Below are 20,512 nucleotides of genomic sequence, written 5' to 3' on the forward strand. Positions count from 1 at the left end.
AGGTCGGCATTTTTTTGCCCGCTATTTCGCCATCAGGGTCTGGAGGAACTGCGCCTCAAACACCTCGGCAGGCACCGGCTTGCTCAGCAGATACCCCTGGATCTCGTCGCAACCCAGCAGCGCCAGATGCCGGGACTGGTCCTCGGTCTCCACACCTTCGGCCACTACCTTGAGGCCCAGCGAGTGCCCCAGGTTGACGATGGTGGACACCAGCGCCACGCCCTGCGGGCCTGAGGCCATGTTCAGGATGAAGGACCGGTCGATCTTGAGCGTATCCACCGGCAGTTTGGCCAGGTAGCTCAGTGACGAGAAACCTGTGCCAAAGTCGTCGATGGCAATGGTGATGCCCATCTCGCGCAGCGCATGCAGGCTGGCGGTGCTGTGCTGCACATCGTCCATGACCATGCTTTCGGTGATCTCCAGCTCCAGCCCTGCGGCCGCCCCTGCGTCGTGGGCCACGGCGTCGCGCACCTCGGCAATGAAGCCCCGGTGCCGCAGCTGCAAGAACGACACATTGACGGCGACCCGCAGGGGCGCCAGCCCCGCCTGGCGCCAGCGCAGGTTGTCGGCCAGGGCCTGCCGCAGCGCCCAGCGGCCCACGTCGTAGATCAGGCCGGTTTCTTCCAGAATGGGTATGAACTGCGCGGGCGGCACCAGCCCCCGGCGGGGGTCGTTCCAGCGGATCAGGGCCTCGGCCCCGGCGATGGCACCCGTGGCCAGGTGCTGTTTGGGCTGGTAGTGCAGCACAAACTGGCCCTGCTCCAGTGCGTCGCGCAGGCGGCCCTCCAGGCTCAGGGCTTCGGCCACGCGGGTGTTCATCTCCGAGGTGTAAAACAGCAGGCTGTCGGCCGAGGCCTTGGCCTTGTTGAGTGCCGCCTCGGCGTTGCGCAGCAGGGTTTCTGCATCGGCACCGTCCATGGGGTACAGCGCGACACCGGCCTTGGCCGCCATGCGCAGCTCCGTGCCGCCCAGCACAAAGGGGGCACCAAAACAGGCCCGCATCAACCCGTCCAGCGCCAGCGCCACCGCGCCCGCGTCACGCGCATCGGTCACGGCGATGCCAAAGCTGTTGACGCCAATGCGTGCTACGTCGTACGCATCGCCCGCCGCTTGTTGCAGGCGCTGCGCTACCTGCTTGAGCAGTTCGTCCCCCTCCTGGCGCCCCAGGGTGTCGTTGACGAACCGAAACCGGCTGATGTCCATGAGCCCCATGCCCAACAGCGCCTTGGCCCCTTCGCGCGGCCGCAGGTGCTGGCCGCTGCGCTCCAGGAACAGGGTGCGGTTGGGCAGACCGGTGATGTCGTCGTAGTACGCCAGGTAGTTCAGCCGCTCTTCCTTGTCGAGGTGGTCCATGGCAAAGCCGATGTCCCCCGCCAGCTCGGTCAGCAGGTGCATCTCGTCATCGTCAAAGAACCCGGCTTCGTCTGCAAAGAGGGCGATCACGCCCACCACCTCGTGCGCCACCAGCAAGGGCAACACTGCCATGGATGCCACGCCGCGCGCAGCCAGCTCCTGCGGCACCAGAATGCGCGGGTCGCTCTGAATGTCTTCACACACCGCGGCCTGCTGGGTGCGCACCACGCTGGCGCTCAGGCTTTCGCCCTCCCTGGGGGTTTCGCTGAGCCACAACCGGCGCCGCACATGCATGAGGAACTCCGCCCCGGCCCCGGCGAGCGCCACCGGCACCACCTCTTGCAGAGCATGGTCCACGCGGCCGATCCAGGCGATCTTGAACTGGCCGTGCTCCACCGCGACACGGCAGGCCTCGCGGAACAGCTCGTCGCGCTGGCGCACGCGCACGATCAAGGTGTTGATGCCGCTGAGCACGGCGTACACGCGGTTGAGCCGTTTGATGCGCCGCTCGGCATCCCGGCGCGCCGTGATGTCTTCTCCCAAGGCTGCCACCCCGGTCACCTGCCCGCCCACCGAGCGCAGTACGGTGTTGTTCCAGTGCACCAGGCGCCGCCCGCCAGAGCGGGTCAGTATCTCGTTGTCGTAGTGCCACGCCGACGGCCGATCGGCCAGCACGTCAGCAAAAACACTGCGCACATCGCCCATCTCGGGTGGAACGAACAGATCGAACCAGTTGCGGCCAAACACCTCGTCGCGCTGCCAACCCGTCAGGCGCAGCAGGTAGTCGTTGCAGTAGGTGATGCGCCCTTCGCAGTCAAGCATCAGCGAGATCATCTCGACCTTGTCGAGCATGTCGTTGAAGCGGCGGTCGCTTTCGTGCAGTTCTTCTTCGGCGCGCTTTTCCTTGGTGATGTCCTGGATGGTGTTGAACCAGCGGCCCAGCTCCCCACGGCCCGCCTCGTCCTCCAGCGGCTCCATCACCTGGCGCAAGTACAGCGGCTGGCCGTCGCCACGCAGGACCCGGTAGGTGAAATCCATGCGCGCGCCCAGGTGGGCGGCCTGCAGCGCATGGCGGCGGAACATGTCGCGGTCGTCGGGGTGCACCAGTGCCAGCCATTCGCGGGCCGAGCGGGGCATGGCGCTTTCGTCCAGGCCCAGCATGTCGGGCAAGGTATCGAGCCAGCTTTCGAAGGCGCCATCGGGCCCGCTGATGACGTGGGATATCTTGGCCAGCGCCTGGGCCCGGCGCAGGCTGGCCTTGTTGGCACGCAGTGCATCCACGGCCCGCTGGCGCTCTTGCACCTGCACCTGCAATTGGTCGGCGTGCTGCTGGATCTCCAGGTAGAGACTGCCGTTCTCATAAATGCGGCCCACCTGGGCGCCCAGGATGGCGAGGACTTTTTCGTCATCGGCGCTGAAGGCATCGGCCCCCAGCTTGTTGGCCAGGCACAGCCAGCCATAGGAGAACGACAACGACACGATGGGTGCGATCACTGCCGTGTGCACCGGGGGATAGCCTGCGGGCAAGCCGAGCGCTACAGGGTCGCCTCCGGCGTTCACCAGGCGCTGCGGGCGGCGTTCGGCCCGCAGCTGCCCCAACAGTCCATGCGACACCACAGGCAGATCGAGCGGTCCGTTCTGCAGGGCCGGGTCCATACCGCTGGTGCAGGTGATGGCACCGTCGCTGTGCTTGCGCACCACGCACAACACGGCGTACTGCGCACCCACCAGCTCGCGCGCACCTCGGCACACATTGGCCAGCAGCACCTGCGGGTCGCGCTCGGAGGCCAGCTGCAGGTTCAGATCGGTCAACGCGGACAGGCGCCGGTTCATGGCCTCCAGCTCGGCCATGTTGCCGGTGAGCTTGTCGGTCATCAACTGCAGGTGGCGGGTCTGAAAACTGTGCTCCAGCGCCACCGATGGCTGGTGGCGGATCTGCGTGAGCGCCTGCTCGATGGCGGCCAGGATGTCCTGCGGCTCGCAAGGCTTGAACAGCACCTGGGTCACACCGCAGGCCTTGGCAAGGCGCAGGGCTTCTTCCTCGTGATAGTGGGCGCTGCAAAAGATCACCTGCGTGGCCGCCAGGCCATGTTCAGAGCGCAGTTGCCGCACAAACTCAAAGCCGTCCATGGTCGGCATCAGGATGTCGGAGATCACCAGGTCGGGGCGTTCGGCACGGACCACGGCCAACGCCTCGGCGCCATCAGCCGCCTCCAGCGCCTGGTGGCCGCTGTGCCCGATGAGGGTCACCACCAGGGCGCGGTTCGCGGGGAGGTCATCGACGACGAGGATCTTTGCCATGCTGTACGTGCTGGATATTCAACCTGATTGGGGCGGAACCGGGTGGGCACCAGCCAAAAACGCCTCGATCTGCTGCACAAAGGTCTCGGGCGTGATGGGCTTGGACAGGTGTTCATTAAAGCCGACTTCGAGGGCCTTCTCGCGGTCGCCCGGCATTGAGAAGGCTGTCACCGCCACCAGTGGCACCACCCGCCAGCGTGGGCTGGCGCGCAGGCCGCGAGCCACCTCGTAGCCGTTCATCACCGGCATCTGCAGGTCGCACAACACAATGTCCGGACTCTCGGCCAGGGCCAGGTCCAGCCCCACGGCGCCGTTTTCGGCTGCCAGCACGCGGTGGCCAGCGGCTTCCAGCAGGTAGGTGACCAGCAGGCGGCTTGCGTCATCGTCCTCGATGACCAGAATGGTGGCGGGATGGATGGTGGTTGTCATGCCTGGGGCTCCGGCAATTGCAGAGTGAAGGTGCTGCCCAGGCCTTCGGTGCTGTCAAAAACCAGGGTGCCTCCCAGTGCTTCGGCCAGCTTGCGGCTCAGGTGCAAGCCCAGGCCTGTGCCCTCATGGTGGCGGCGGTCCGCACTCTCGACCCGCGAAAACGCCTCGAACAGCCGGGGCTGCTCCTGCAGCGGTATGCCTGGCCCGGTGTCCTGCACCCGCAGCTGAACGGCGCGGCCGGTGGGCAGCAGCAACTCCTGCAGCACCACATCCACCCTCCCCTGTTGCGTGAATTTGATGGCGTTACCCACGAGGTTGATGAGAATCTGACTGAGCGCGCGCCGGTCGGTGAGCAACAAGACATCCACCGGCGGCGCATGCACGGCAAAGGCCAAGCCCTTGCGTCGCGCCTCCAGTTCCAGTGTCGCAGACACTTCTTCGATCAGGGTCTTGCAGTCCACGGGCTCCAGGTTCAGCGTGACCTTGTTGGCGCTGAGCTTGGCCACATCTAGTAGGTCGTTGATGAGCGACAGCAGGTGCTTGGCGCCGGTCTGCACGATGCGCAACTGCTTGTCCTGTTCAGCATTGAGCGGGCCGGGCAGCTTCATGAGCAGCGTGCCGGTAAAGCCAATGATGGCGTTGAGTGGGGTGCGCAGCTCGTGGGACATGCTGGCCAAAAAACGGTCTTTCACCAGCGCTGCGTTCTCCAGCTCCAGGTTCTTGTCGCGCAGCACCTGCTCGATGCGCTTGCGCTCCGTTACATCGCGGATGGCACTGGAGACAAACAGGCCTTCCTCCGTCTCCAGCGGGCTCAGGCTGATCTCGACCGGAAACTCGCTGCCGTCTTTGCGCAAACCGTGCAGCTCCAGCCCGGCGCCCATGGATCGGGTACGTGGTTCGGCAAAAAAGTTGCGCCGGTGGTCGGGGTGGCGGGCGCTGAAGCGCTGGGGCACCAGCAACTCAATGGGCTGGCCCAGCAGCTCATCGCGGCTCCAGCCAAACAGTTTGACCGCCTGGGAGTTGACCAGCACGATGCGCCCTTCGCGGTTGACGATGACCATGGCGTCGGGTGCGGCCTCCAGCAGGTCCTTGAACTTCTGGTCTGCGCGCTTGCGGTCGGTGATGTCGCGGATGGCGCTCATCACCATGGTGCCCTCTTCGGTGTCGATGGGGCTCAGGCTGATCTCGACCGGGAACTCGCCACCGTCCTTGCGCAGGCCATGCAGCTCCAGCCCCGCGCCCATGGTGCGCGTGCGCGGCTGGCCAAAAAACCCACTGCGGTGGCCCAGGTGGGCACCCCGGTAGCGGTGGGGTAACAACACCTCGACCGCCTGGCCCAACAACTCGGAGCGGGGGTAGCCAAACACGCGCTCGGCCTGCGAGTTGACGAGCACGATGCGCCCGGTCACGTTGACCATCACGATTGCGTCGGGGGTGGATTCGAGCAGGTCGCGAAACCGCGCCTCCAGCAGCTTGGCATCGCGCTGCACCTTGAGCTGGGTGACATCCTTCTTGCTCGACAAGAAGTACAGCACCTGCCCGGCCGCATCGCACACGGCCTTGGTCGATACATTGACATGCACCAGCGAGCCGTCCTTGCGACGGCGCACAGCCTCCTGCACCGAAGTGCCCAGTCGCAGGGCCTCGGCACGGAAAAGGTCCTCTTCGTGTGCGCGGCCCTGGGGCACGATCAGGTCGAGGATTGAGCGCCCCTGCACTTCGGCCTGCGAATAGCCAAAGATCAGCTCGGCCGCCGGGTTCCACTCCAGCACCACGCCCTGGGGTGATAGCACCAGCAATGCATCGGGGTTTTGCTCCCAGTACCCGGCAGAAAAGTCAGTCGCCATGCGGCCCTCTCGCTTTCTGCTTCCTGGAGAGTCAGCTGCTCCAGGGACCTTCAACGCTCGCCACATTCGGCAAAGCACACATCAGGCTTATGCCAACAATGCCGAAGCGTCAGGCCATCTTAGGAGGGAAAGATTCAAAAAGCCAACTCTGAATTGCCAGCGCGATCATGCAGGCTGTGGGAAGAATCGGAAAGCATGCAACAGGGGCTGATCAATAGCGCTGCTGCACAAAGTGGGCATCACCATCTGTGGCGTTGCACATACTTTCCCCCGCTAGCCACGGGGTGTGACTGTCATCGATGTCTGATCCATCCAACGATCTATGGTCGCAAGCAACACGGGCGCTTTGGCAAAACCATCCACCAGGCGGACCAGGTGCTCGCCATGTTTGCCCAGAAGTGCGGGAAAGCTGGTGATGCCCCAGCGACGCGCTTGCGCAAAGTCCCTCTGAGTCACCTGGAGGGTTGCATCGGCCACGAAGCACTCCTGCAGCCCTTGGGCATCCAACGCCTGTACCGACAGAGCCTGAGTCACTACGGCGACCAGCACTTCTGGATCGGTCGTGTCCAAGCCGTCGGCATAAAAAGCCTTTTGCAGCGCCCGAAAAATGGCCAACAGGTTTGCACCCGGCTGACTGAGCCGAGCGGCAACCACCGCGCGACAGACAGGCTCTGTGTCGTATACAAAGCCTCGCCGAGCCAGGAGGGCCTCTCGGTCAAAGCTCAGGCCTGTCTGTGCTTCCACCTTCGCCCAGTGAAACAACCTCAAGCGCTTGCCGGCATCGTCCAATACCTCAGTAGCCCCTGCACGCAGACCACCAGTGACGATGTCGAGCCGCATTTCGGGCCGCTGGGCCAGTGCCTCGGACAGTTCTTGTCCGAAGCCGTAGCACCATGAACACATGGGGTCTCCCACAAACACCAAGCGGTGTCGCTCGCTGGCGGCGGCGTTCATTGGCGCTCCGCCATTCGGCGCCCGAATGAAATCCCATATGCGGCTGGACGCGCCAGCAGCACCGGGTCGGCAGAAGGTTCGATGCCATCCGGCAGAGCCAGGGGATTGAAAAGGACGGGCTCGCAGGTCGAAGACTCGGACAAGCTCTCAATCACCAGGCGCCCTGCAGTGACCTGCCGACGCTGTTCTGGCCACGCGACGGTCGGGTCGCTGGGATCGTCGGCGTCTTCAGCCAACTGCACCAAAAACCGGAAGGAAGCGGGTCCTCTGGCAAGTCGCTCCTTCAGCTCTGCCGCGAGAAAATCGTCGGGTAGCTGCATGCTCTGCTCCTCACTCAATCGCTGCTCTCCCGCCTCCGGCTCAAAACGCCAACGCACAAAGCGGCGTTGGTCATCCGGAGCCCGGAAGATGAATGCGTTCACGCCCCAATAAGGAGTCGTGACATAGCTCGCAGGCGCAGAACGCTCGGCCAGATATTTCCCCTGGCGCAACGACTCGGGGTGAGCCAGGTTGAATGCTGCCAAGCGTTCCGGAGATGGTTTGCCGGTCACCGGGTCCGGGACGCGGGATCGGACAAACGGAGCGAAGTCCGCCGGGTCCTTCACAAAATATACCGGAGCAGACAGGTTGGCCTGCATCCAGACTGCCCCATCGGGAAGGTCCAGCTTGAGCGACAGACCACGTGTTGAGCGGCTTTTGTCCGACGCGCCGGGATTGCCCCCACCCACCGAAAACCGAGCGAGGGCTGGCACTTGGGCTCCCGAAAAAGCAGTCGCTTTGCTCAGTGCTCGTGCCTCGGCAGTTCCGATGAAGAAGCCCTTCGCACACAGCCCCTTCGTCTGCGTACGACGCACGCCAGCGTGTTTGCCAAACAACGCCTCCAATGCGTCCACAGACTCTGTCAATGGTTGGGCTACTACCGCCATCGGCTGCCCAACGGCCAGCGCGAGCAACATGAGGTAGATGTAGTTTCTGAGTGCCATGCTCAATCCAGCCGCAGGCTCTGCTCCATGGTGAAGCACTGGTCCCAGATGTACACATCAAAAGCCGCCAGGCGAGAAGCCCACTTGGGTGTCAACGCGTTCACACATTGGGCCGCCACACGGTCTATGTAATTGTCAAAGACGGCCCAGGGGTTGGATTGGTCGCGGGCATCCATGCCCTCGCCCAAGGCCGTGTTCTGCAGTGCCTTGCCGGCAGCCTCTTTGAGATCTTGCAAAAACTCGTGTTGCATGGCGACATCGGTCTTGGTACCGGCGCGTGCAACATGGCCAGAAACCAGCCAGTCGAAGTCCATCGACTTGATCTTCTCGACCTGCTTGAAGTAGCCCGGGATGTCCTGCGCCAGCGCAAGGCGTCTCCACGGCATCCATCCGGGAAAGATGACGTCCACCACCATCAACGTACGTTGCTCAGGTGCCAGGATGAAGATGTTCCCCGGCTCATGACCATTGCCGTGGTACGAGAGGTCCAGGCGCTGCCCGCCCACTTTGAGGGTGTACTTGTCGCGGAAGGTGACGCCGGGCAGCGGGCGTTTGGGATCACGTGCACGCGCCAGGATGGTTTGGGTTTCTTCGTGCGCAATGATCACAGGTCGGCGCGGCAGCGTGGCTAGCAACTGCCCTGCTGCACCGATGTGGTCAACATGGGCATGGCTGTAAATGATGTGTGTGATCGGCTTGCCCGTGACTTCACGGATGGCTTTCGCGATAAATCCGGCCAGCGGGGGCGGTGCGTCAGCCAGCACTACGCCTTTTTCGTGCACCACGAACATCGCCTGGTAGACGTTGTCGGTCACCATGTACAGGCCGCGCCCCAGTTCCTGGATTCGATAACCCTTCGCGGGGTCAATGCTAGGTCCCTTGGCAGCTTCGGGGATTTCCATGTACTTGCCGGTGCGTGCACCAATGGCCGCAATCGCGGGCATTCCATGGTAAGGCTCCGAAGCAGCACACCCTGGGGCCGCGCACTCTTGGTGAGCCGATGCGCTGGCAGAAAAACCCAGCAGCAATGCAGTGACGCAATACAGCGCCAGCCCGCCCACTGAAGAGAGAAACGGCTTGGAGAAAGGTCGAAGAATATTCATGTCAATCTCTGATGTCGTAATGAAAGACCTTGGAGACGATCTGCCAGCGTCCGTCCAGCCAGAGCAGCGTCAGCAGGTCGATGAAATGTTTGGGCGCGATGGAGCACTGGAGTTTGGCCAGTGCCGTCACGGGGCCTACCAGGTCGATGGAGAGCACGCGGTCGGTACGCGCTTGGCCGCTCGCCGCAGGGGCTGGGCGAGCATCCACCACCGGGAAGTACTCGTCCATGCGCCAGAAGATGGGTTGCTCTCCCACCGCCGTGGCGTACAGGGCCTGCGGATGAAACACCTTGGCCAGGCGCGTTGTGTCGCTGTGGTAAAGGCCGTCGAGGTACAGCTCCAGCACCGAATGGATGGCGGCAAAGTCAGCGGCACTACTCATTGCGCACCGCCTTTCTTCGCCCGCTCACGCAGCACGGTCACGGTTTCGCCCGCGATGCCCCAGTGGTCGGTATCCACTTCTTCGATCACAACAAAAGTAGTGGCAGGGTTCTTGTCGAGCACCTGCACGACAAGGTCGGTAGCGCCCCGAATCAGCTGGGCCTTTTGCTCGCGCGATGCACCCTCGCGGGTGATCTGGATCTTGATGTAAGGCATGGGAGTATTCCTCAGGCTACGAGGCCTTCGGTCTGCATCGCGGCACGGACCTCGGGGCGGGCTGCCACACGCGCCATGAAGCTGCCGATGTGCTGCAGTTCCCCCAGGTCGATCTGCACAAACTTGGCCCAGCCGAGCACCACGAACAGATAGGCATCAGCGGCAGTGAAATCGCTGCCTGTGAGGTAGCTCTTGCCAGCCAGTTGTCCGTCGAGCCAGACCAGCTTCTTGTAAAGCACAGCAGCCAGCGCCTTCTTGGCATTGGCATCCACATCGCTGTGGAACAGCGGGGTGAAAGACTTGTGCAGTTCCGCCGTCACGTAGTTCTGCCACTCCATGACCCGGTAGCGCTCCAGACTGCCTGCGGGGGGCATCAGGGTGCGTGCGTCCGCCCGGTCCGCCACATATTGAGCAACTATCGGCCCTTCGGTGATCCGCGTCCCATCAGCAAGTTCGATCACAGGCACCTGGCCTTTGGGGCTGATGGCATAGAAGTCGCCGCCAGTGCTGGTGGTGTGTTTGTGGGTATCCACCTTCTCCAGCGTGAATGGCGTGCCGGTTTCGCGCAGAAGAATGTGCGTCGCCAGCGAGCATGCGCCGGGAGAGTAGTAAAGCTTGATCGAGTTCTGCATCTGGGGACTCCTTACGTCCGTGGTTGGTGATGCAGCAACTGTATTTGCGATGAAATTGACAATAAACTAGATTCATTTCAAATCACTAATTACATAAGAATCAACAATGAACCGGCAATTCGACAACCTTCGCCTGGGCAGCATTGAGTTGTACTGCCTGACGGCGCAGCACCAGGGGTTCACTGCGGCAGCCAAGGCCACAGGACTCACGGCGGCTGCCGTGAGCCGTTCAGTGGCACGGCTGGAGGAGCGTCTGGGCGTGCGCCTTCTCATGCGCACTACGCGCCAAGTGCGCCTGACGGAGGTTGGGCAGCGCTATTACGACCAATGCCGCCAGGCGCTGACGCAACTCAGCGAGGCAGAGCGTGAGGCGTCGGGCCAGCAACTCAAGCCAGCAGGCCTTGTGCGGATGAGCCTGCCCACTTCGTACGGCCACCATCGCGTACTGCCTCTCTTGCCCGCGTTCAGCAAGAAGTACCCCGACATAGAGATAGAACTGCAGTTGTCCAACCGTAACGTAGACTTCACCGAGGAAGGTTTTGACCTCGCCATCCGCGGCCGAACACCGCCAGATTCGAGCCTGGTGGCTCGCAAATTGGAGGACGCGGCCTTGATCGTTGTCGCAGCCCCGGCCTACCTAAAACGCCACCGCGCACCCGCTACACCAGACGAGCTGGAACGACATGAATGCGTGCAGTTAGTGCTGCCGAGCAGCGGGCAGGTCGTTCCCTGGTTGCTGGTGCACGAGGGCCAGACCATGGAATGGCCGACCCAGGGCAAGTTGCGCTGTGCTGATGACATCCTGGGTCAGGTCACGCTGGCCCGCGCAGGAGCAGGCCTGGTACAAACGTACCGTTTTCTGGTGGAGGAGGATCTGCGCAACGGCCAGTTGGTCGAAGTGCTGGCGGGGCATGCGGGCGCGTCACGCCCGTTCTCGCTGATCTACCCAGGCAACCGGCACATGCCCCTGCGGGTGCGGGTGCTCATCGACTATCTGGTACGCGCGCTGGGACGCTGAGGCGCAAACAAAAAACCCTGGCCCGAATGACGCACCAGGGTTCTTCTTTTATGGAGACGTTTTGAACCGCCCCGAAGCCAAGGCGGATGCGACTACATGTTGTCAATCATGACCTGCCCAAACCCCGAGCAGCTGACCTGCGTGGCGCCTTCCATCAGGCGGGCAAAGTCGTAGGTCACCTTCTTGGATGCGATCGACTTCTCCAGCGAGCTGATGATCAGGTCGGCGGCCGCTGCCCAGCCCATGTGGCGCAGCATCATCTCGGCCGACAGGATCTCGGAGCCAGGGTTGACGTAATCCTTGCCCGCGTACTTGGGCGCCGTGCCGTGGGTGGCTTCAAAGCAGGCCACCGAGTCGGACATGTTGGCGCCAGGGGCAATGCCGATGCCGCCCACCTGTGCCGCCAGCGCGTCGGAGATGTAGTCACCATTCAGGTTCAGCGTGGCCACGACCGAATACTCGGCAGGGCGCAGCAGGATCTGTTGCAGGAAGGCATCGGCGATGCTGTCCTTGATGGTGATTTCCTTGCCGTTCTTGGGGTTCTTGAGGCGGCACCAGGGCCCACCGTCGATGAGCTCGGCACCGAATTCCTTCTGTGCCAAGGCATAGGCCCAGTCGCGAAAGCCCCCTTCGGTGTACTTCATGATGTTGCCCTTGTGCACGATGGTCACGCTGGGCTTGTCGTTGTCGATGGCGTACTGGATGGCCTTGCGCACCAGGCGCTCCGTGCCCTCAATGGACACGGGCTTCACGCCCAGACCGGACGTGTTGGGGAAGCGGATCTTCTTCACCCCCATCTCGTCCTGAAGGAACTTGATGAGCTTTTTCGCCTTGTCCGACTCGGCCTCGAACTCGATGCCGGCGTAGATGTCTTCCGAGTTCTCGCGGAAGATGACCATGTTGGTCTTTTCAGGCTCCTTCAGCGGCGAGGGCACGCCCTTGAAATATTGCACAGGGCGCAGGCACACGTACAGGTCCAGCTCTTGGCGCAGCGCCACGTTCAACGAGCGGATACCGCCGCCCACGGGCGTGGTCAGCGGGCCTTTGATGGACACCACGTACTCGCGCAGCACCTGCAGGGTTTCATCGGGTAGCCACACATCGGGACCGTACACCTTGGTCGACTTTTCGCCCGCGTACACCTCCATCCAGTGGATTTTCTTTTTGCCGCCGTAGGCCTTGGCCACGGCTGCATCCACCACCTTGATCACGACGGGCGTGATGTCGAGGCCCGTGCCGTCACCTTCGATGAAGGGGATGATGGGCTCGTCCGGCACATTCAGGGACATGTCGGCGTTGACGGTGATTTTCTGGCCTTCGGCAGGCACCACGATGTGCTGGTAGGTGGTCATGGGTGGGGAGTCTCCGATGTGCGCCGAGTCTGATTCGGTCGATGAGGGGCAAAGCGAGGAAAAGAAGCACCGCCGCAGGCGCGCCAGTGTGGTTTCAAACCATTCTAATGACAAAAAATTTCGTCCAAGACCCTGTCAACGGGCCGCGCGCTGCTATCGTTGCGAGTGGAGCCGTACGGAATTCGTCCGGCCCTTCAACCTTCGTTCACACTGGAAACGGCATATATGAAAAAACTCCTCGCTGTCCTCGTGGCCGGTCTGTTCACTGCTGGTGCTTTTGCACAGGCACCCGCAGCCGCCCCTGCCACCACCGCTCCCGCAGCCGCTCCCATGACGGCCCAGGCAGCAGCACCGGCCACCAAGAAGGTCGCCAAGAAAAAGACCACCAAAAAGGTCGCCAAGAAGAAAACCGCCCACAAGGCCGCCTGATCGCAAGGCCTGACATACCCACCACGGGGCCCTCAGGCCTTCGCCGATTCAAAAACCGCCCGCTCCTGCGGGCGTTTTCTTTGGTGCTTCGCATACTCTGCGCACCGCCTGAACTTTTTGCGAGCGCTGCAGTCCGTCCCTGGCGCAGCTGCCGCACCCTGTGTTGTCTTTTTTTGCCAGAAAGTCCCGCCCATGACCGCCTCACGCGCCCTCCCAGCCTTCCCGCTCGCCGCCCTGCGCGGGGCGACCGGTGTTCCCAGCCGTGCCCGCCGCGCCGTCGGGGCCTGGGGGGTTTGGCTGGCGGCATGTGCACTGGCCGCGCCCGCTGGGGTCGCCCAGGCGCAGGAAGGCCCGCAGATGAACCTGCGGCGCGTGGAACTGACGGCCGGCATGCACCGCATCGACGCCCAGGTCGCCCTCACCCCCCAGGAGCGCCAGACCGGCCTGATGCACCGCAAGGAAATGCCCGCGCACGAAGGCATGCTCTTTGTGTTTGAGCAGCCCTCCCAGCAATGCTTCTGGATGAAGAACACCTTGCTGCCCCTGACGGCGGCCTTCGTTGCCGATGACGGCACCATCGTGAACCTGGAGGACATGAAGCCCCAGACACTGGATTCACACTGTTCGGCCAAGCCCGTGCGCTACGTGCTGGAGATGAACCAGGGCTGGTTTGCCAAGAAGGGCATCAAGGCCGGGGCCAAACTCAGTGGGACTCCGTTTGCCCGGCAGTGACGCCAAGGGCTTCTGATGCTACACATTCCATAGCAACAGAACCATAATTCACTAGCGCATCCAGTCGGAAACACTTCAAATTTTCTGCCGTGCAACAAAAAACGGCCCTCGGGCCGTTTTTTGTTGCCTGCGCGGTGTGAGCGCCACACCGCGACTGCGCGGGTCGATCAGGCGAAGTTGGCTTCAGCAAACTTCCAGTTCACCAGCTTGTCGAGGAAGGTTTCGACGAACTTGGGACGCATGTTGCGGTAGTCGATGTAATACGCGTGTTCCCACACGTCCACCGTCAGCAGGGCCTTGTCGGCGGTGGTCAGGGGCGTGCCAGCGGCGCCGGTGTTGACGATGTCCACGCTGCCGTCAGCCTTCTTCACGAGCCAGGTCCAGCCCGAACCGAAGTTGCCCACGGCGGACTTCACAAAGGCTTCCTTGAAGGCGGCGTAGCTGCCCCACTTGGCGTTGATGGCTGCGGCCAGCGCGCCGGATGGCTCACCGCCACCCTGGGGAGCCATGCAGTTCCAGAAGAAGGTGTGGTTCCAGATTTGCGCAGCGTTGTTGTAGATGCCACCGCTGGCCTTCTTGATGATCTCTTCCAGCGTCAGGGATTCGAACTCGGTGCCCTTTTGCAGGTTGTTGAGGTTCACCACGTAGGCGTTGTGGTGCTTGCCGTGGTGGTACTCCAGGGTTTCCTGGCTGTAGTGCGGGGCCAGGGCGTCGATGGCATAGGGCAGCGGGGGAAGGGTGTGTTCCATGGTGGTGTTTCCTCGTGGTTTGAAATTCTGGGACGCCGTCTGCAACGCGGGCTTTCCTGAGCAATGCAGTCGGACACAGCGCGAAGGGGGCATTGTAGGAACATCAGGTGACCTGTGCAGCATGTGGGCTCCCGGTTCCCCACCCACAACGCCACAAACCGCCGCTGTCCTACAAAAAAGCCCTGCAGCCCTCGCCCTCCGCAATCCGCTCACAGCAACCGTGGCTGCGACACAGTCACATCCACAGCGCCGTCGGCCAGCGTGGCCCGCAGCGCGTCGCCCGGCTGGGCCTGGCGCACGCTGGTCACCGCCTGGCCGCTGGTGTCGGTCAGCAGCGCATAACCGCGCTGCAGTACCAAGCGTGGGTCCAGCAGCTCCAGCCGCAAGGCAACGCGGTCCAGCCGCTCGGCGTGCTGCGCAGCACTGCGTTGCAAAGCCTGGGGCAATTGGGTTTCCAGTGTTTGCTGGCGTTGCGCCAGGATCTGCATTTTCAGGAGCACCCCATGGCGCATGCGCTGCGCAAGGCGCGCCAGTTGCAGCTGTTGGCGCGCCACCAGCCCTGAAGGACGGCCGAGGCGGGCTGCGGCCTGGTCCAGCCGCTGGTGGCGGGTATCCAGCTGGCGCTGCACACCATCGCTCAGCCGGCCCGCCAGCAACCCCAGCGCGCCCAGCCAGACCTCGCGCGGCTGGGCCACCAGCTCGGCCGCCGCGGTGGGGGTGGGTGCGCGCAGATCGGCGCAAAAGTCAGCGATGGTGAAATCCGTCTCGTGCCCCACCCCGCTGACCAGCGGCACCGGGCTTTGCACGATGGTGCGGGCCAGCTGCTCGTCGTTGAAGGCCCACAAGTCCTCGATGGAGCCGCCTCCACGGACCAGCAAAATCACGTCAATGGGCGGATGCCGGTTCGAATCAGCCCCAGGCGCCTGCTCCGCTTGCGCGAGCAGATACAGTTTTGATAGCGCCGCAATGATCGACGGCGGGGCGGCCACACCCTGGACCTGCGCGGGCACCAGCACCACCGGAATGTGCGGCACACGCCGGCGCAACGCCGTGACCACATCGTGCAGCGCGGCTGCGCCGGCTGACGTGATCAGGCCAATGCCGCGGGGCTGCAGCGGCAGCGGGCGCTTGCGCGCCGTATCGAACAGGCCTTCGGCGTCAAGCTGCGCCTTGAGCCGCAGGAACTGCTCGAACAACGCGCCCTGCCCCGCGCGCTGCATGCTTTCCACGATGAACTGCAGGTCGCCACGTGCCTCATACACACCGAGACGCCCGCGCACTTCCACCAATTCGCCATCGCGCGGCGAAAAGTCAAGCAACGTGGCTGCGCGTCGGAACATGGCGCAGCGCAACTGCCCGTTGGCATCCTTGATCGAAAAATAACAATGACCGCTGGACGCGCGCGAGAAGCCCGTAATCTCGCCGCGCACCGCGACAGGATTGAAGCGCGCCTCCAGGGCATCAGCAATGGCGCGGCACAGCGCGCCAACTTCCCAGATACGGGGCGCCGCTGCTGGGCTTGAGCGGTCAAACATGAGAAACGGCGCGCGTTGGCGCAGCGCCCCCCCTGCGAGTACTCCACAGTTTCGAGCCAGCGGGAGTTGCCATCAAACTGGGCACCCCAATCGGCTGCAAAACACGAGAGCACGTGCAAGCTGTTGATTTATATACATTTTTCACTGCACAATTTTTCATCAATCTGTTGCAAGCACGGCGCGAAGCCACTTTGCGAGGCTGTGGATATGGGTTGCCCACAAAGTTATCCACAGTTTTTGTGGGTGAGCGCGGTGATGGGTGGCGTGCGCGATAACGTAACGGTTTGTGACGCGGTGGCCGCCGCAAGCTAGGCCATAATCGCCGATTGCTTTCATCTGCGCGGAGAGAGATTTGCTGTCCATCATACAAGCCGCAGGCTGGCCCATCTGGCCCCTGATCGCGTGTTCCGTCCTGGGACTGGCACTGATTTTTGAACGTTTTCTGGCCCTGAAAACGGCCCGCGTGGCCCCCCCCAAACTCCTCGACGAAGCCATCACGGTGTCGTCCAAGGCCTTGCCCACCCCCGATGTGGTGAACCAGCTGGCCCAGAACTCGGCCCTGGGTGAAGTGCTGGCCAGCGGCCTGCGTACCCTCAACAGCAACCCCCAGTGCAGCGAAACCGACCTGCGCGCCGCCATGGAAGGCACCGGCCGCGCGGTCGCGCACCGGCTGGAGAAGTACCTGTCGGCCCTGGCCACCATCGCTTCAGCCGCGCCGCTGCTGGGCCTGCTGGGCACCGTCATCGGCATGATCGAAATCTTTGGCTCGCAGGCTGGCGGCGGCGGTGTGGGCCAGGCCATGGGTGGCGGCAACCCGGCCCAGCTGGCGCATGGCATCTCCATCGCGCTCTATAACACCGCGTTTGGCCTGATCGTGGCGATCCCCTCGCTGATCTTCTGGCGCTACTTCCGGGCCCGCGTGGATGCGTATCTGCTCACGCTGGAGCTGGCGTCGGAGCAATTCGTTCGCCACATCCTGCGCCTGCGCAAAGCCAAGTAAGCGCCATGAACTTTCGTCCCCGCGCCAAGGATGAGCCCGAGATCAACCTGATCCCGTTCATCGACGTGCTGCTGGTGATCCTCATCTTTCTGATGCTCACCACCACCTACAGCAAGTTCACGGAGCTGCAACTCACCCTGCCCGTGGCCGATGCCGAGCAGCAGCGCGACCATCCCAAGGAAGTGATCGTGTCGGTGGCCGCAGACGGCCGCTACGCCGTCAACAAGACCGGCGTGGAAGGCAAGAGTGTGGATGCCATCGCCCAGGCTCTGCGCAGTGCCGCCACCGCAGGCCGCGACAGCGTGGTCATCATCAGCGCCGACGCCATGTCGCCACACCAGTCCGTTGTCACCGTGATGGAAGCCGCGCGCCGCGTGGGCCTCACGCAGATCACGTTTGCCACGCAGTCGTCCGCGTCGGGACGCGCGGCCAGCCGCTGACGGGCATGGCCGCTTCCGGGCAGCAGCCGCCCCGGGCTTCGGCCCCGCAGGTCTCTCCGCCCACGGCCGAACAACGGCTTCACAACATCTGGCAGTCCCGGGGTCCTGCGGCTTGGGCACTGTGGCCCGTTTCCCTGATGTATGGCGCGTTGGTGGCGCTGCGCCGCTGGCTGTATCGCAGGGGCTGGCTTCGCTCCGAACACCCGGGCCGCCCCGTCATCGTGGTGGGCAACGTGATTGCCGGAGGCGCCGGCAAGACCCCGGTAGTCATCGCACTCGCCAAACACCTGCAGGCGCGCGGCCTGCGCGTGGGCGTGATTTCCCGCGGCTATGGCCGCAGCACGCACGACTGCCGTGCGGTGCTGCCTGACAGCCTAGCCAGTGAGGTGGGCGACGAGCCCGCCCTGATTGCCCGCAGCGTGGCAGCGGGTGGCACAGTGCCTGTGTTTGTGGCCCCGCGCCGCATCGCTGCCGCATGCGCGCTGCTGGCCGCGCACCCTGACACCGACGTTCTCATTTGCGATGACGGCTTGCAGCACCTGGCGCTGCAGCGGGACTTGGAGATCTGCATCTTCAATGACCAGGCCATCGGCAACGGATTTCTGCTGCCTGCCGGCCCGCTGCGGGAGCCCTGGCCCCGCGCCGTGGACATCGTGCTGCACGCAGGCAGTGCGCCACCGCACGGGACCACCGCGCCTGCATTTGAGCTGCAGCGTAGCCTGGCGCCCTATGCCCTGCGGTCGAACGGCCAGCAGGTGCCACTGGCCCAATTGCAGGGGCAACCGCTGCATGCGGTGGCAGCCGTGGCCAGGCCCAGCGAGTTTTTTGCCATGCTGCGCACCCAGGGCCTGGCGCTGGAGCGCACCGAGGCCCTGCCAGATCACTATGATTTTGATAGCTGGCAGCGCATATCCGACCAGCGCATGCAGCTTGTTTGCACTGAAAAAGACGCCGTAAAGCTCTGGACCCGCCATCCTGACGCACTGGCTGTTCCCCTGGTCGCGCAGATGGACCCGCAATTTTTTACCGCCCTCGATGCCTGGCTCCATCGAGTTGCGACCGGCCCAGGAGCCCAAAGGCCGCCGCTATCATCTGCCCCTGCCTGAACGAACCCTCCCGGAAAGCTCCTCCTCCATGGACCCCAAACTGCTTGAACTGCTGGTCTGCCCCGTCACCAAAGGCCCCCTGACCTATGACCGCGAGGCGCAGGAACTCGTGTCGCGCAGCGCGCGGCTGGCCTACCCGGTGCGCGACGGAATTCCGGTGCTGCTGGAAAACGAAGCACGCACCCTGACCGACGAGGAACTGGAGCAGTGAGCGCACCTGTGCCCGCCGTAGCCCACACCCCCTTCACCGTGCTGATCCCGGCACGCATGGCTTCAAGCCGCTTGCCAGACAAGCCTCTGGCCGACATTGCGGGCCTGCCCATGGTGGTGCGCGTGGCCCGGCGTGCTGCGCAGAGCGCCGCAACCCGCGTCGTGGTGGCGGCCGACGATGCCCGCATCCTGCAAGCCTGCGCAGTACATGGCGTAGATGCCGTCATGACGCGCGCCGACCACGCCAGCGGCAGCGACCGGCTGGCCGAGGCCTGCCTACAGCTGGGGCTGGACGGCGACGACATCGTGGTCAATGTGCAGGGTGACGAGCCGCTGATAGACCCCGGCCTCATCAATGCCGTGGCAAGCCTGCTGCAAGACCGTGATGGAAAGCGCCCCGAAGCCAGCATGGGCACCGCTGCCCATGCCATTGCGTCCCTGGCCGACTACACCAACCCCAATGTAGTGAAGGTGGTGCTGGACGCGCGGGGTCTGGCCCATTACTTCAGCCGTTCACCCATCCCTTTTGGCCGCGACCACGCGGGCACGGCCTGGTGGGAGGGCGCGGCACAGGCCGCCCAGCCCGGCGTCAAGGCACTGCAAGGCTTTGCACCGCTGCGGCACGTGGGCATCTACAGCTACCGCGCAGGGTTCTTGCGGAAATTTCCGCAGCTGGCGCCAGCACCGACCGAGGCGGTGGAGGCCCTGGAGCAGCTGCGCGCACTCTGGCATGGCCACCACATCGCCGTGCACCTGGCAGACGCAGCGCCCGGCCCTGGCGTGGATACGCCGGAGGACCTGGAGCGGGTACGCGCGCTGTTTCGCTGAAAGCTCTCTGGCGCCGCCGTGCGGTGTGCACTGCGGGCCCACTTTCAACGCACTGGGGACGTACAGCGGGGCGCCGTGGTGGGCACGTGGAGGCGCCGACCTAGAAACGGTCACCCATGTAAGTCAGCGCAAGGTGGTCACATGCTATCCTCAACTGTAACGAGAGCACCGCATCCCGGGCGCACAGAACGGCTTCAGGCGCCCTTCGAACGTCCCCGCCAGCGGCGCCACCCGATTTCTAACCTTCGAGGACATCCATGAGACTGATTCTGTTGGGCGCGCCTGGCGCCGGAAAGGGCACGCAAGCCACGTTCATCTGCCAGAAGTACGGCATCCCCCAGATCTCCACCGGCGACATGCTGCGCGCAGCGGTCAAGGCCGGCACCCCCCTGGGCCTGCAGGCCAAGGCAGTGATGGATTCGGGCGCCCTGGTCAGTGACGACATCATCATCGGTCTCGTCAAGGAGCGCATCACGCAGGCAGACTGTGCCAACGGCTTCCTGTTCGACGGTTTCCCCCGCACCATTCCCCAGGCCGACGCCATGAAGGCCGCAGGCGTCAAGCTGGACTATGTGCTCGAAATCGATGTGCCCTTTGACGCCATCATCGAACGCATGAGCGGCCGCCGCTCGCACCCCGCCAGCGGCCGCACCTACCACGTCAAGTTCAACCCCCCCAAGGTGGAAGGCAAGGACGACGTGACCGGCGAAGAACTGATCCAGCGCGAAGACGACAAGGAAGAAACCGTCAAGAAGCGCCTGCAGGTCTACAGCGACCAGACGCGCCCTCTGGTGGACTACTACAGCAACTGGGCCAAGGATGAACCCGCTGTAGCGCCCAAGTACCGCGCCATCAGCGGCACCGGCAGTGTGGACGAGATCACCGCACGCGCGCTGCAGGCGCTGGCCAGCTGA

21 protein-coding genes are annotated in these 20,512 nt (G+C 63.6%); 9 read left to right on the forward strand and 12 right to left on the reverse strand.

The features are described from left to right. Nucleotides 1-21: 21 nt before the first annotated feature. The 9 genes from ATF69_RS11230 to gstA form a co-directional block, all read right to left on the reverse strand. Nucleotides 22-3,654 (reverse strand): EAL domain-containing protein, encoded by a 3,633-nt coding sequence (locus tag ATF69_RS11230; protein WP_146870994.1) that lies wholly within the window; start codon nucleotides 3,652-3,654, stop codon nucleotides 22-24. Nucleotides 3,655-3,672: 18 nt separating this feature from the next. After that, a complete protein-coding gene (locus ATF69_RS11235) occupies nucleotides 3,673-4,083 on the reverse strand; it encodes a response regulator (protein WP_146870995.1) in 411 nt (136 codons plus the stop codon). Further along, nucleotides 4,080-5,930, reverse strand: coding sequence for a PAS domain S-box protein (locus ATF69_RS11240; protein WP_146870996.1), 1,851 nt, complete (start codon nucleotides 5,928-5,930; stop codon nucleotides 4,080-4,082). Before ATF69_RS11240 ends, ATF69_RS11235 begins: the two co-directional genes overlap by 4 nt. A gap of 273 nt (nucleotides 5,931-6,203) precedes the next feature. Beyond that, the gene (locus ATF69_RS11245) at nucleotides 6,204-6,884 is read right to left on the reverse strand and encodes a DsbA family protein (RefSeq protein WP_146870997.1); all 681 of its coding nucleotides are present in this window, start codon (nucleotides 6,882-6,884) and stop codon (nucleotides 6,204-6,206) included. After that, nucleotides 6,881-7,867, reverse strand: coding sequence for a catalase family peroxidase (locus ATF69_RS11250; RefSeq protein ID WP_146870998.1), 987 nt, complete (start codon nucleotides 7,865-7,867; stop codon nucleotides 6,881-6,883). The genes ATF69_RS11245 and ATF69_RS11250 overlap by 4 nt, the downstream gene beginning before the upstream one ends. Nucleotides 7,868-7,869: 2 nt before the next feature. Next, the gene (locus ATF69_RS11255) at nucleotides 7,870-8,970 is read right to left on the reverse strand and encodes an MBL fold metallo-hydrolase (RefSeq protein ID WP_208758719.1); all 1,101 of its coding nucleotides are present in this window, start codon (nucleotides 8,968-8,970) and stop codon (nucleotides 7,870-7,872) included. Nucleotide 8,971: 1 nt separating this feature from the next. Continuing rightward, on the reverse strand, nucleotides 8,972-9,352 hold the full coding sequence (locus tag ATF69_RS11260) for a nuclear transport factor 2 family protein (RefSeq protein ID WP_108499404.1): 381 nt from the start codon (nucleotides 9,350-9,352) through the stop codon (nucleotides 8,972-8,974). Further along, complete coding sequence (locus ATF69_RS11265) at nucleotides 9,349-9,567, reverse strand: tautomerase family protein (RefSeq protein WP_056062421.1); 219 nt, start codon at nucleotides 9,565-9,567, stop codon at nucleotides 9,349-9,351. The genes ATF69_RS11260 and ATF69_RS11265 overlap by 4 nt, the downstream gene beginning before the upstream one ends. Nucleotides 9,568-9,578: 11 nt before the next feature. Beyond that, nucleotides 9,579-10,199, reverse strand: coding sequence for a glutathione transferase GstA (gstA, locus tag ATF69_RS11270; RefSeq protein ID WP_235511613.1), 621 nt, complete (start codon nucleotides 10,197-10,199; stop codon nucleotides 9,579-9,581). Nucleotides 10,200-10,305: 106 nt separating this feature from the next. Between gstA and ATF69_RS11275 the strand changes: the two genes are divergently transcribed. Next, a complete protein-coding gene (locus ATF69_RS11275; protein WP_146871000.1) occupies nucleotides 10,306-11,217 on the forward strand; it encodes a LysR family transcriptional regulator in 912 nt (303 codons plus the stop codon). Nucleotides 11,218-11,309: 92 nt separating this feature from the next. Here ATF69_RS11275 and icd read toward each other — a convergent pair whose 3' ends face one another. Further along, nucleotides 11,310-12,569: an NADP-dependent isocitrate dehydrogenase gene (gene icd / locus ATF69_RS11280; RefSeq protein WP_146871001.1), complete on the reverse strand. Its 1,260-nt coding sequence runs from the start codon at nucleotides 12,567-12,569 to the stop codon at nucleotides 11,310-11,312. A 225-nt stretch (nucleotides 12,570-12,794) separates the two neighbouring features. Between icd and ATF69_RS11285 the strand changes: the two genes are divergently transcribed. Beyond that, nucleotides 12,795-12,998 (forward strand): hypothetical protein, encoded by a 204-nt coding sequence (locus ATF69_RS11285; RefSeq protein WP_056644838.1) that lies wholly within the window; start codon nucleotides 12,795-12,797, stop codon nucleotides 12,996-12,998. A 192-nt stretch (nucleotides 12,999-13,190) separates the two neighbouring features. Further along, nucleotides 13,191-13,730 (forward strand): DUF192 domain-containing protein, encoded by a 540-nt coding sequence (locus ATF69_RS11290; protein WP_121943011.1) that lies wholly within the window; start codon nucleotides 13,191-13,193, stop codon nucleotides 13,728-13,730. Nucleotides 13,731-13,897: 167 nt separating this feature from the next. On the opposite strand, the gene ATF69_RS11295 is transcribed toward ATF69_RS11290, so the two are convergent. Together ATF69_RS11295 and xseA are read right to left on the reverse strand one after the other, a co-directional pair. After that, entirely contained in the window at nucleotides 13,898-14,479 is a 582-nt protein-coding gene (locus ATF69_RS11295; RefSeq protein ID WP_056062412.1) for a superoxide dismutase, read from the reverse strand. Nucleotides 14,480-14,688: 209 nt separating this feature from the next. Beyond that, nucleotides 14,689-16,014: an exodeoxyribonuclease VII large subunit gene (gene xseA / locus ATF69_RS11300; RefSeq protein ID WP_146871002.1), complete on the reverse strand. Its 1,326-nt coding sequence runs from the start codon at nucleotides 16,012-16,014 to the stop codon at nucleotides 14,689-14,691. Between the two features lie 352 nt (nucleotides 16,015-16,366). Between xseA and ATF69_RS11305 the strand changes: the two genes are divergently transcribed. From ATF69_RS11305 to adk, 6 genes are all read left to right on the forward strand, one after another. Then, a complete protein-coding gene (locus ATF69_RS11305; RefSeq protein ID WP_056062406.1) occupies nucleotides 16,367-17,014 on the forward strand; it encodes a MotA/TolQ/ExbB proton channel family protein in 648 nt (215 codons plus the stop codon). Nucleotides 17,015-17,019: 5 nt separating this feature from the next. Further along, nucleotides 17,020-17,454: an ExbD/TolR family protein gene (locus ATF69_RS11310; protein ID WP_056062402.1), complete on the forward strand. Its 435-nt coding sequence runs from the start codon at nucleotides 17,020-17,022 to the stop codon at nucleotides 17,452-17,454. 5 nt (nucleotides 17,455-17,459) lie between these two features. Continuing rightward, nucleotides 17,460-18,560, forward strand: coding sequence for a tetraacyldisaccharide 4'-kinase (lpxK, locus tag ATF69_RS11315; RefSeq protein WP_146871003.1), 1,101 nt, complete (start codon nucleotides 17,460-17,462; stop codon nucleotides 18,558-18,560). Between the two features lie 28 nt (nucleotides 18,561-18,588). Beyond that, nucleotides 18,589-18,771 carry a Trm112 family protein gene (locus tag ATF69_RS11320; RefSeq protein WP_056062396.1) on the forward strand — a complete coding sequence of 61 codons (183 nt, stop codon included), beginning with the start codon at nucleotides 18,589-18,591 and terminating at the stop codon, nucleotides 18,769-18,771. Beyond that, the gene (gene kdsB / locus ATF69_RS11325; RefSeq protein ID WP_146871004.1) at nucleotides 18,768-19,598 is read left to right on the forward strand and encodes a 3-deoxy-manno-octulosonate cytidylyltransferase; all 831 of its coding nucleotides are present in this window, start codon (nucleotides 18,768-18,770) and stop codon (nucleotides 19,596-19,598) included. The genes ATF69_RS11320 and kdsB overlap by 4 nt, the downstream gene beginning before the upstream one ends. A 257-nt stretch (nucleotides 19,599-19,855) precedes the next feature. Then, nucleotides 19,856-20,512: an adenylate kinase gene (adk, locus tag ATF69_RS11330; protein ID WP_056062394.1), complete on the forward strand. Its 657-nt coding sequence runs from the start codon at nucleotides 19,856-19,858 to the stop codon at nucleotides 20,510-20,512.

The organism is Acidovorax delafieldii, from assembly GCF_007993815.1.
Taxonomy (GTDB): Bacteria; Pseudomonadota; Gammaproteobacteria; order Burkholderiales; family Burkholderiaceae_C; genus Acidovorax; species Acidovorax delafieldii.

What these genes read in the sequence shown, in the direction of transcription:
- ATF69_RS11230 (WP_146870994.1), bottom strand. Translation starts at nt 3,654, where the DNA reads ATGGCAAAGATCCTCGTCGTCGATGACCTCCCCGCGAACCGCGCCCTG.
- ATF69_RS11235 (WP_146870995.1), bottom strand. Translation starts at nt 4,083, where the DNA reads ATGACAACCACCATCCATCCCGCCACCATTCTGGTCATCGAGGACGAT.
- ATF69_RS11240 (WP_146870996.1), bottom strand. Translation starts at nt 5,930, where the DNA reads ATGGCGACTGACTTTTCTGCCGGGTACTGGGAGCAAAACCCCGATGCA.
- ATF69_RS11245 (WP_146870997.1), bottom strand. Translation starts at nt 6,884, where the DNA reads ATGAACGCCGCCGCCAGCGAGCGACACCGCTTGGTGTTTGTGGGAGAC.
- ATF69_RS11250 (WP_146870998.1), bottom strand. Translation starts at nt 7,867, where the DNA reads ATGGCACTCAGAAACTACATCTACCTCATGTTGCTCGCGCTGGCCGTT.
- ATF69_RS11255 (WP_208758719.1), bottom strand. Translation starts at nt 8,970, where the DNA reads ATGAATATTCTTCGACCTTTCTCCAAGCCGTTTCTCTCTTCAGTGGGC.
- ATF69_RS11260 (WP_108499404.1), bottom strand. Translation starts at nt 9,352, where the DNA reads ATGAGTAGTGCCGCTGACTTTGCCGCCATCCATTCGGTGCTGGAGCTG.
- ATF69_RS11265 (WP_056062421.1), bottom strand. Translation starts at nt 9,567, where the DNA reads ATGCCTTACATCAAGATCCAGATCACCCGCGAGGGTGCATCGCGCGAG.
- gstA (WP_235511613.1), bottom strand. Translation starts at nt 10,199, where the DNA reads ATGCAGAACTCGATCAAGCTTTACTACTCTCCCGGCGCATGCTCGCTG.
- ATF69_RS11275 (WP_146871000.1), top strand. Translation starts at nt 10,306, where the DNA reads ATGAACCGGCAATTCGACAACCTTCGCCTGGGCAGCATTGAGTTGTAC.
- icd (WP_146871001.1), bottom strand. Translation starts at nt 12,569, where the DNA reads ATGACCACCTACCAGCACATCGTGGTGCCTGCCGAAGGCCAGAAAATC.
- ATF69_RS11285 (WP_056644838.1), top strand. Translation starts at nt 12,795, where the DNA reads ATGAAAAAACTCCTCGCTGTCCTCGTGGCCGGTCTGTTCACTGCTGGT.
- ATF69_RS11290 (WP_121943011.1), top strand. Translation starts at nt 13,191, where the DNA reads ATGACCGCCTCACGCGCCCTCCCAGCCTTCCCGCTCGCCGCCCTGCGC.
- ATF69_RS11295 (WP_056062412.1), bottom strand. Translation starts at nt 14,479, where the DNA reads ATGGAACACACCCTTCCCCCGCTGCCCTATGCCATCGACGCCCTGGCC.
- xseA (WP_146871002.1), bottom strand. Translation starts at nt 16,014, where the DNA reads ATGTTTGACCGCTCAAGCCCAGCAGCGGCGCCCCGTATCTGGGAAGTT.
- ATF69_RS11310 (WP_056062402.1), top strand. Translation starts at nt 17,020, where the DNA reads ATGAACTTTCGTCCCCGCGCCAAGGATGAGCCCGAGATCAACCTGATC.
- lpxK (WP_146871003.1), top strand. Translation starts at nt 17,460, where the DNA reads ATGGCCGCTTCCGGGCAGCAGCCGCCCCGGGCTTCGGCCCCGCAGGTC.
- ATF69_RS11320 (WP_056062396.1), top strand. Translation starts at nt 18,589, where the DNA reads ATGGACCCCAAACTGCTTGAACTGCTGGTCTGCCCCGTCACCAAAGGC.
- adk (WP_056062394.1), top strand. Translation starts at nt 19,856, where the DNA reads ATGAGACTGATTCTGTTGGGCGCGCCTGGCGCCGGAAAGGGCACGCAA.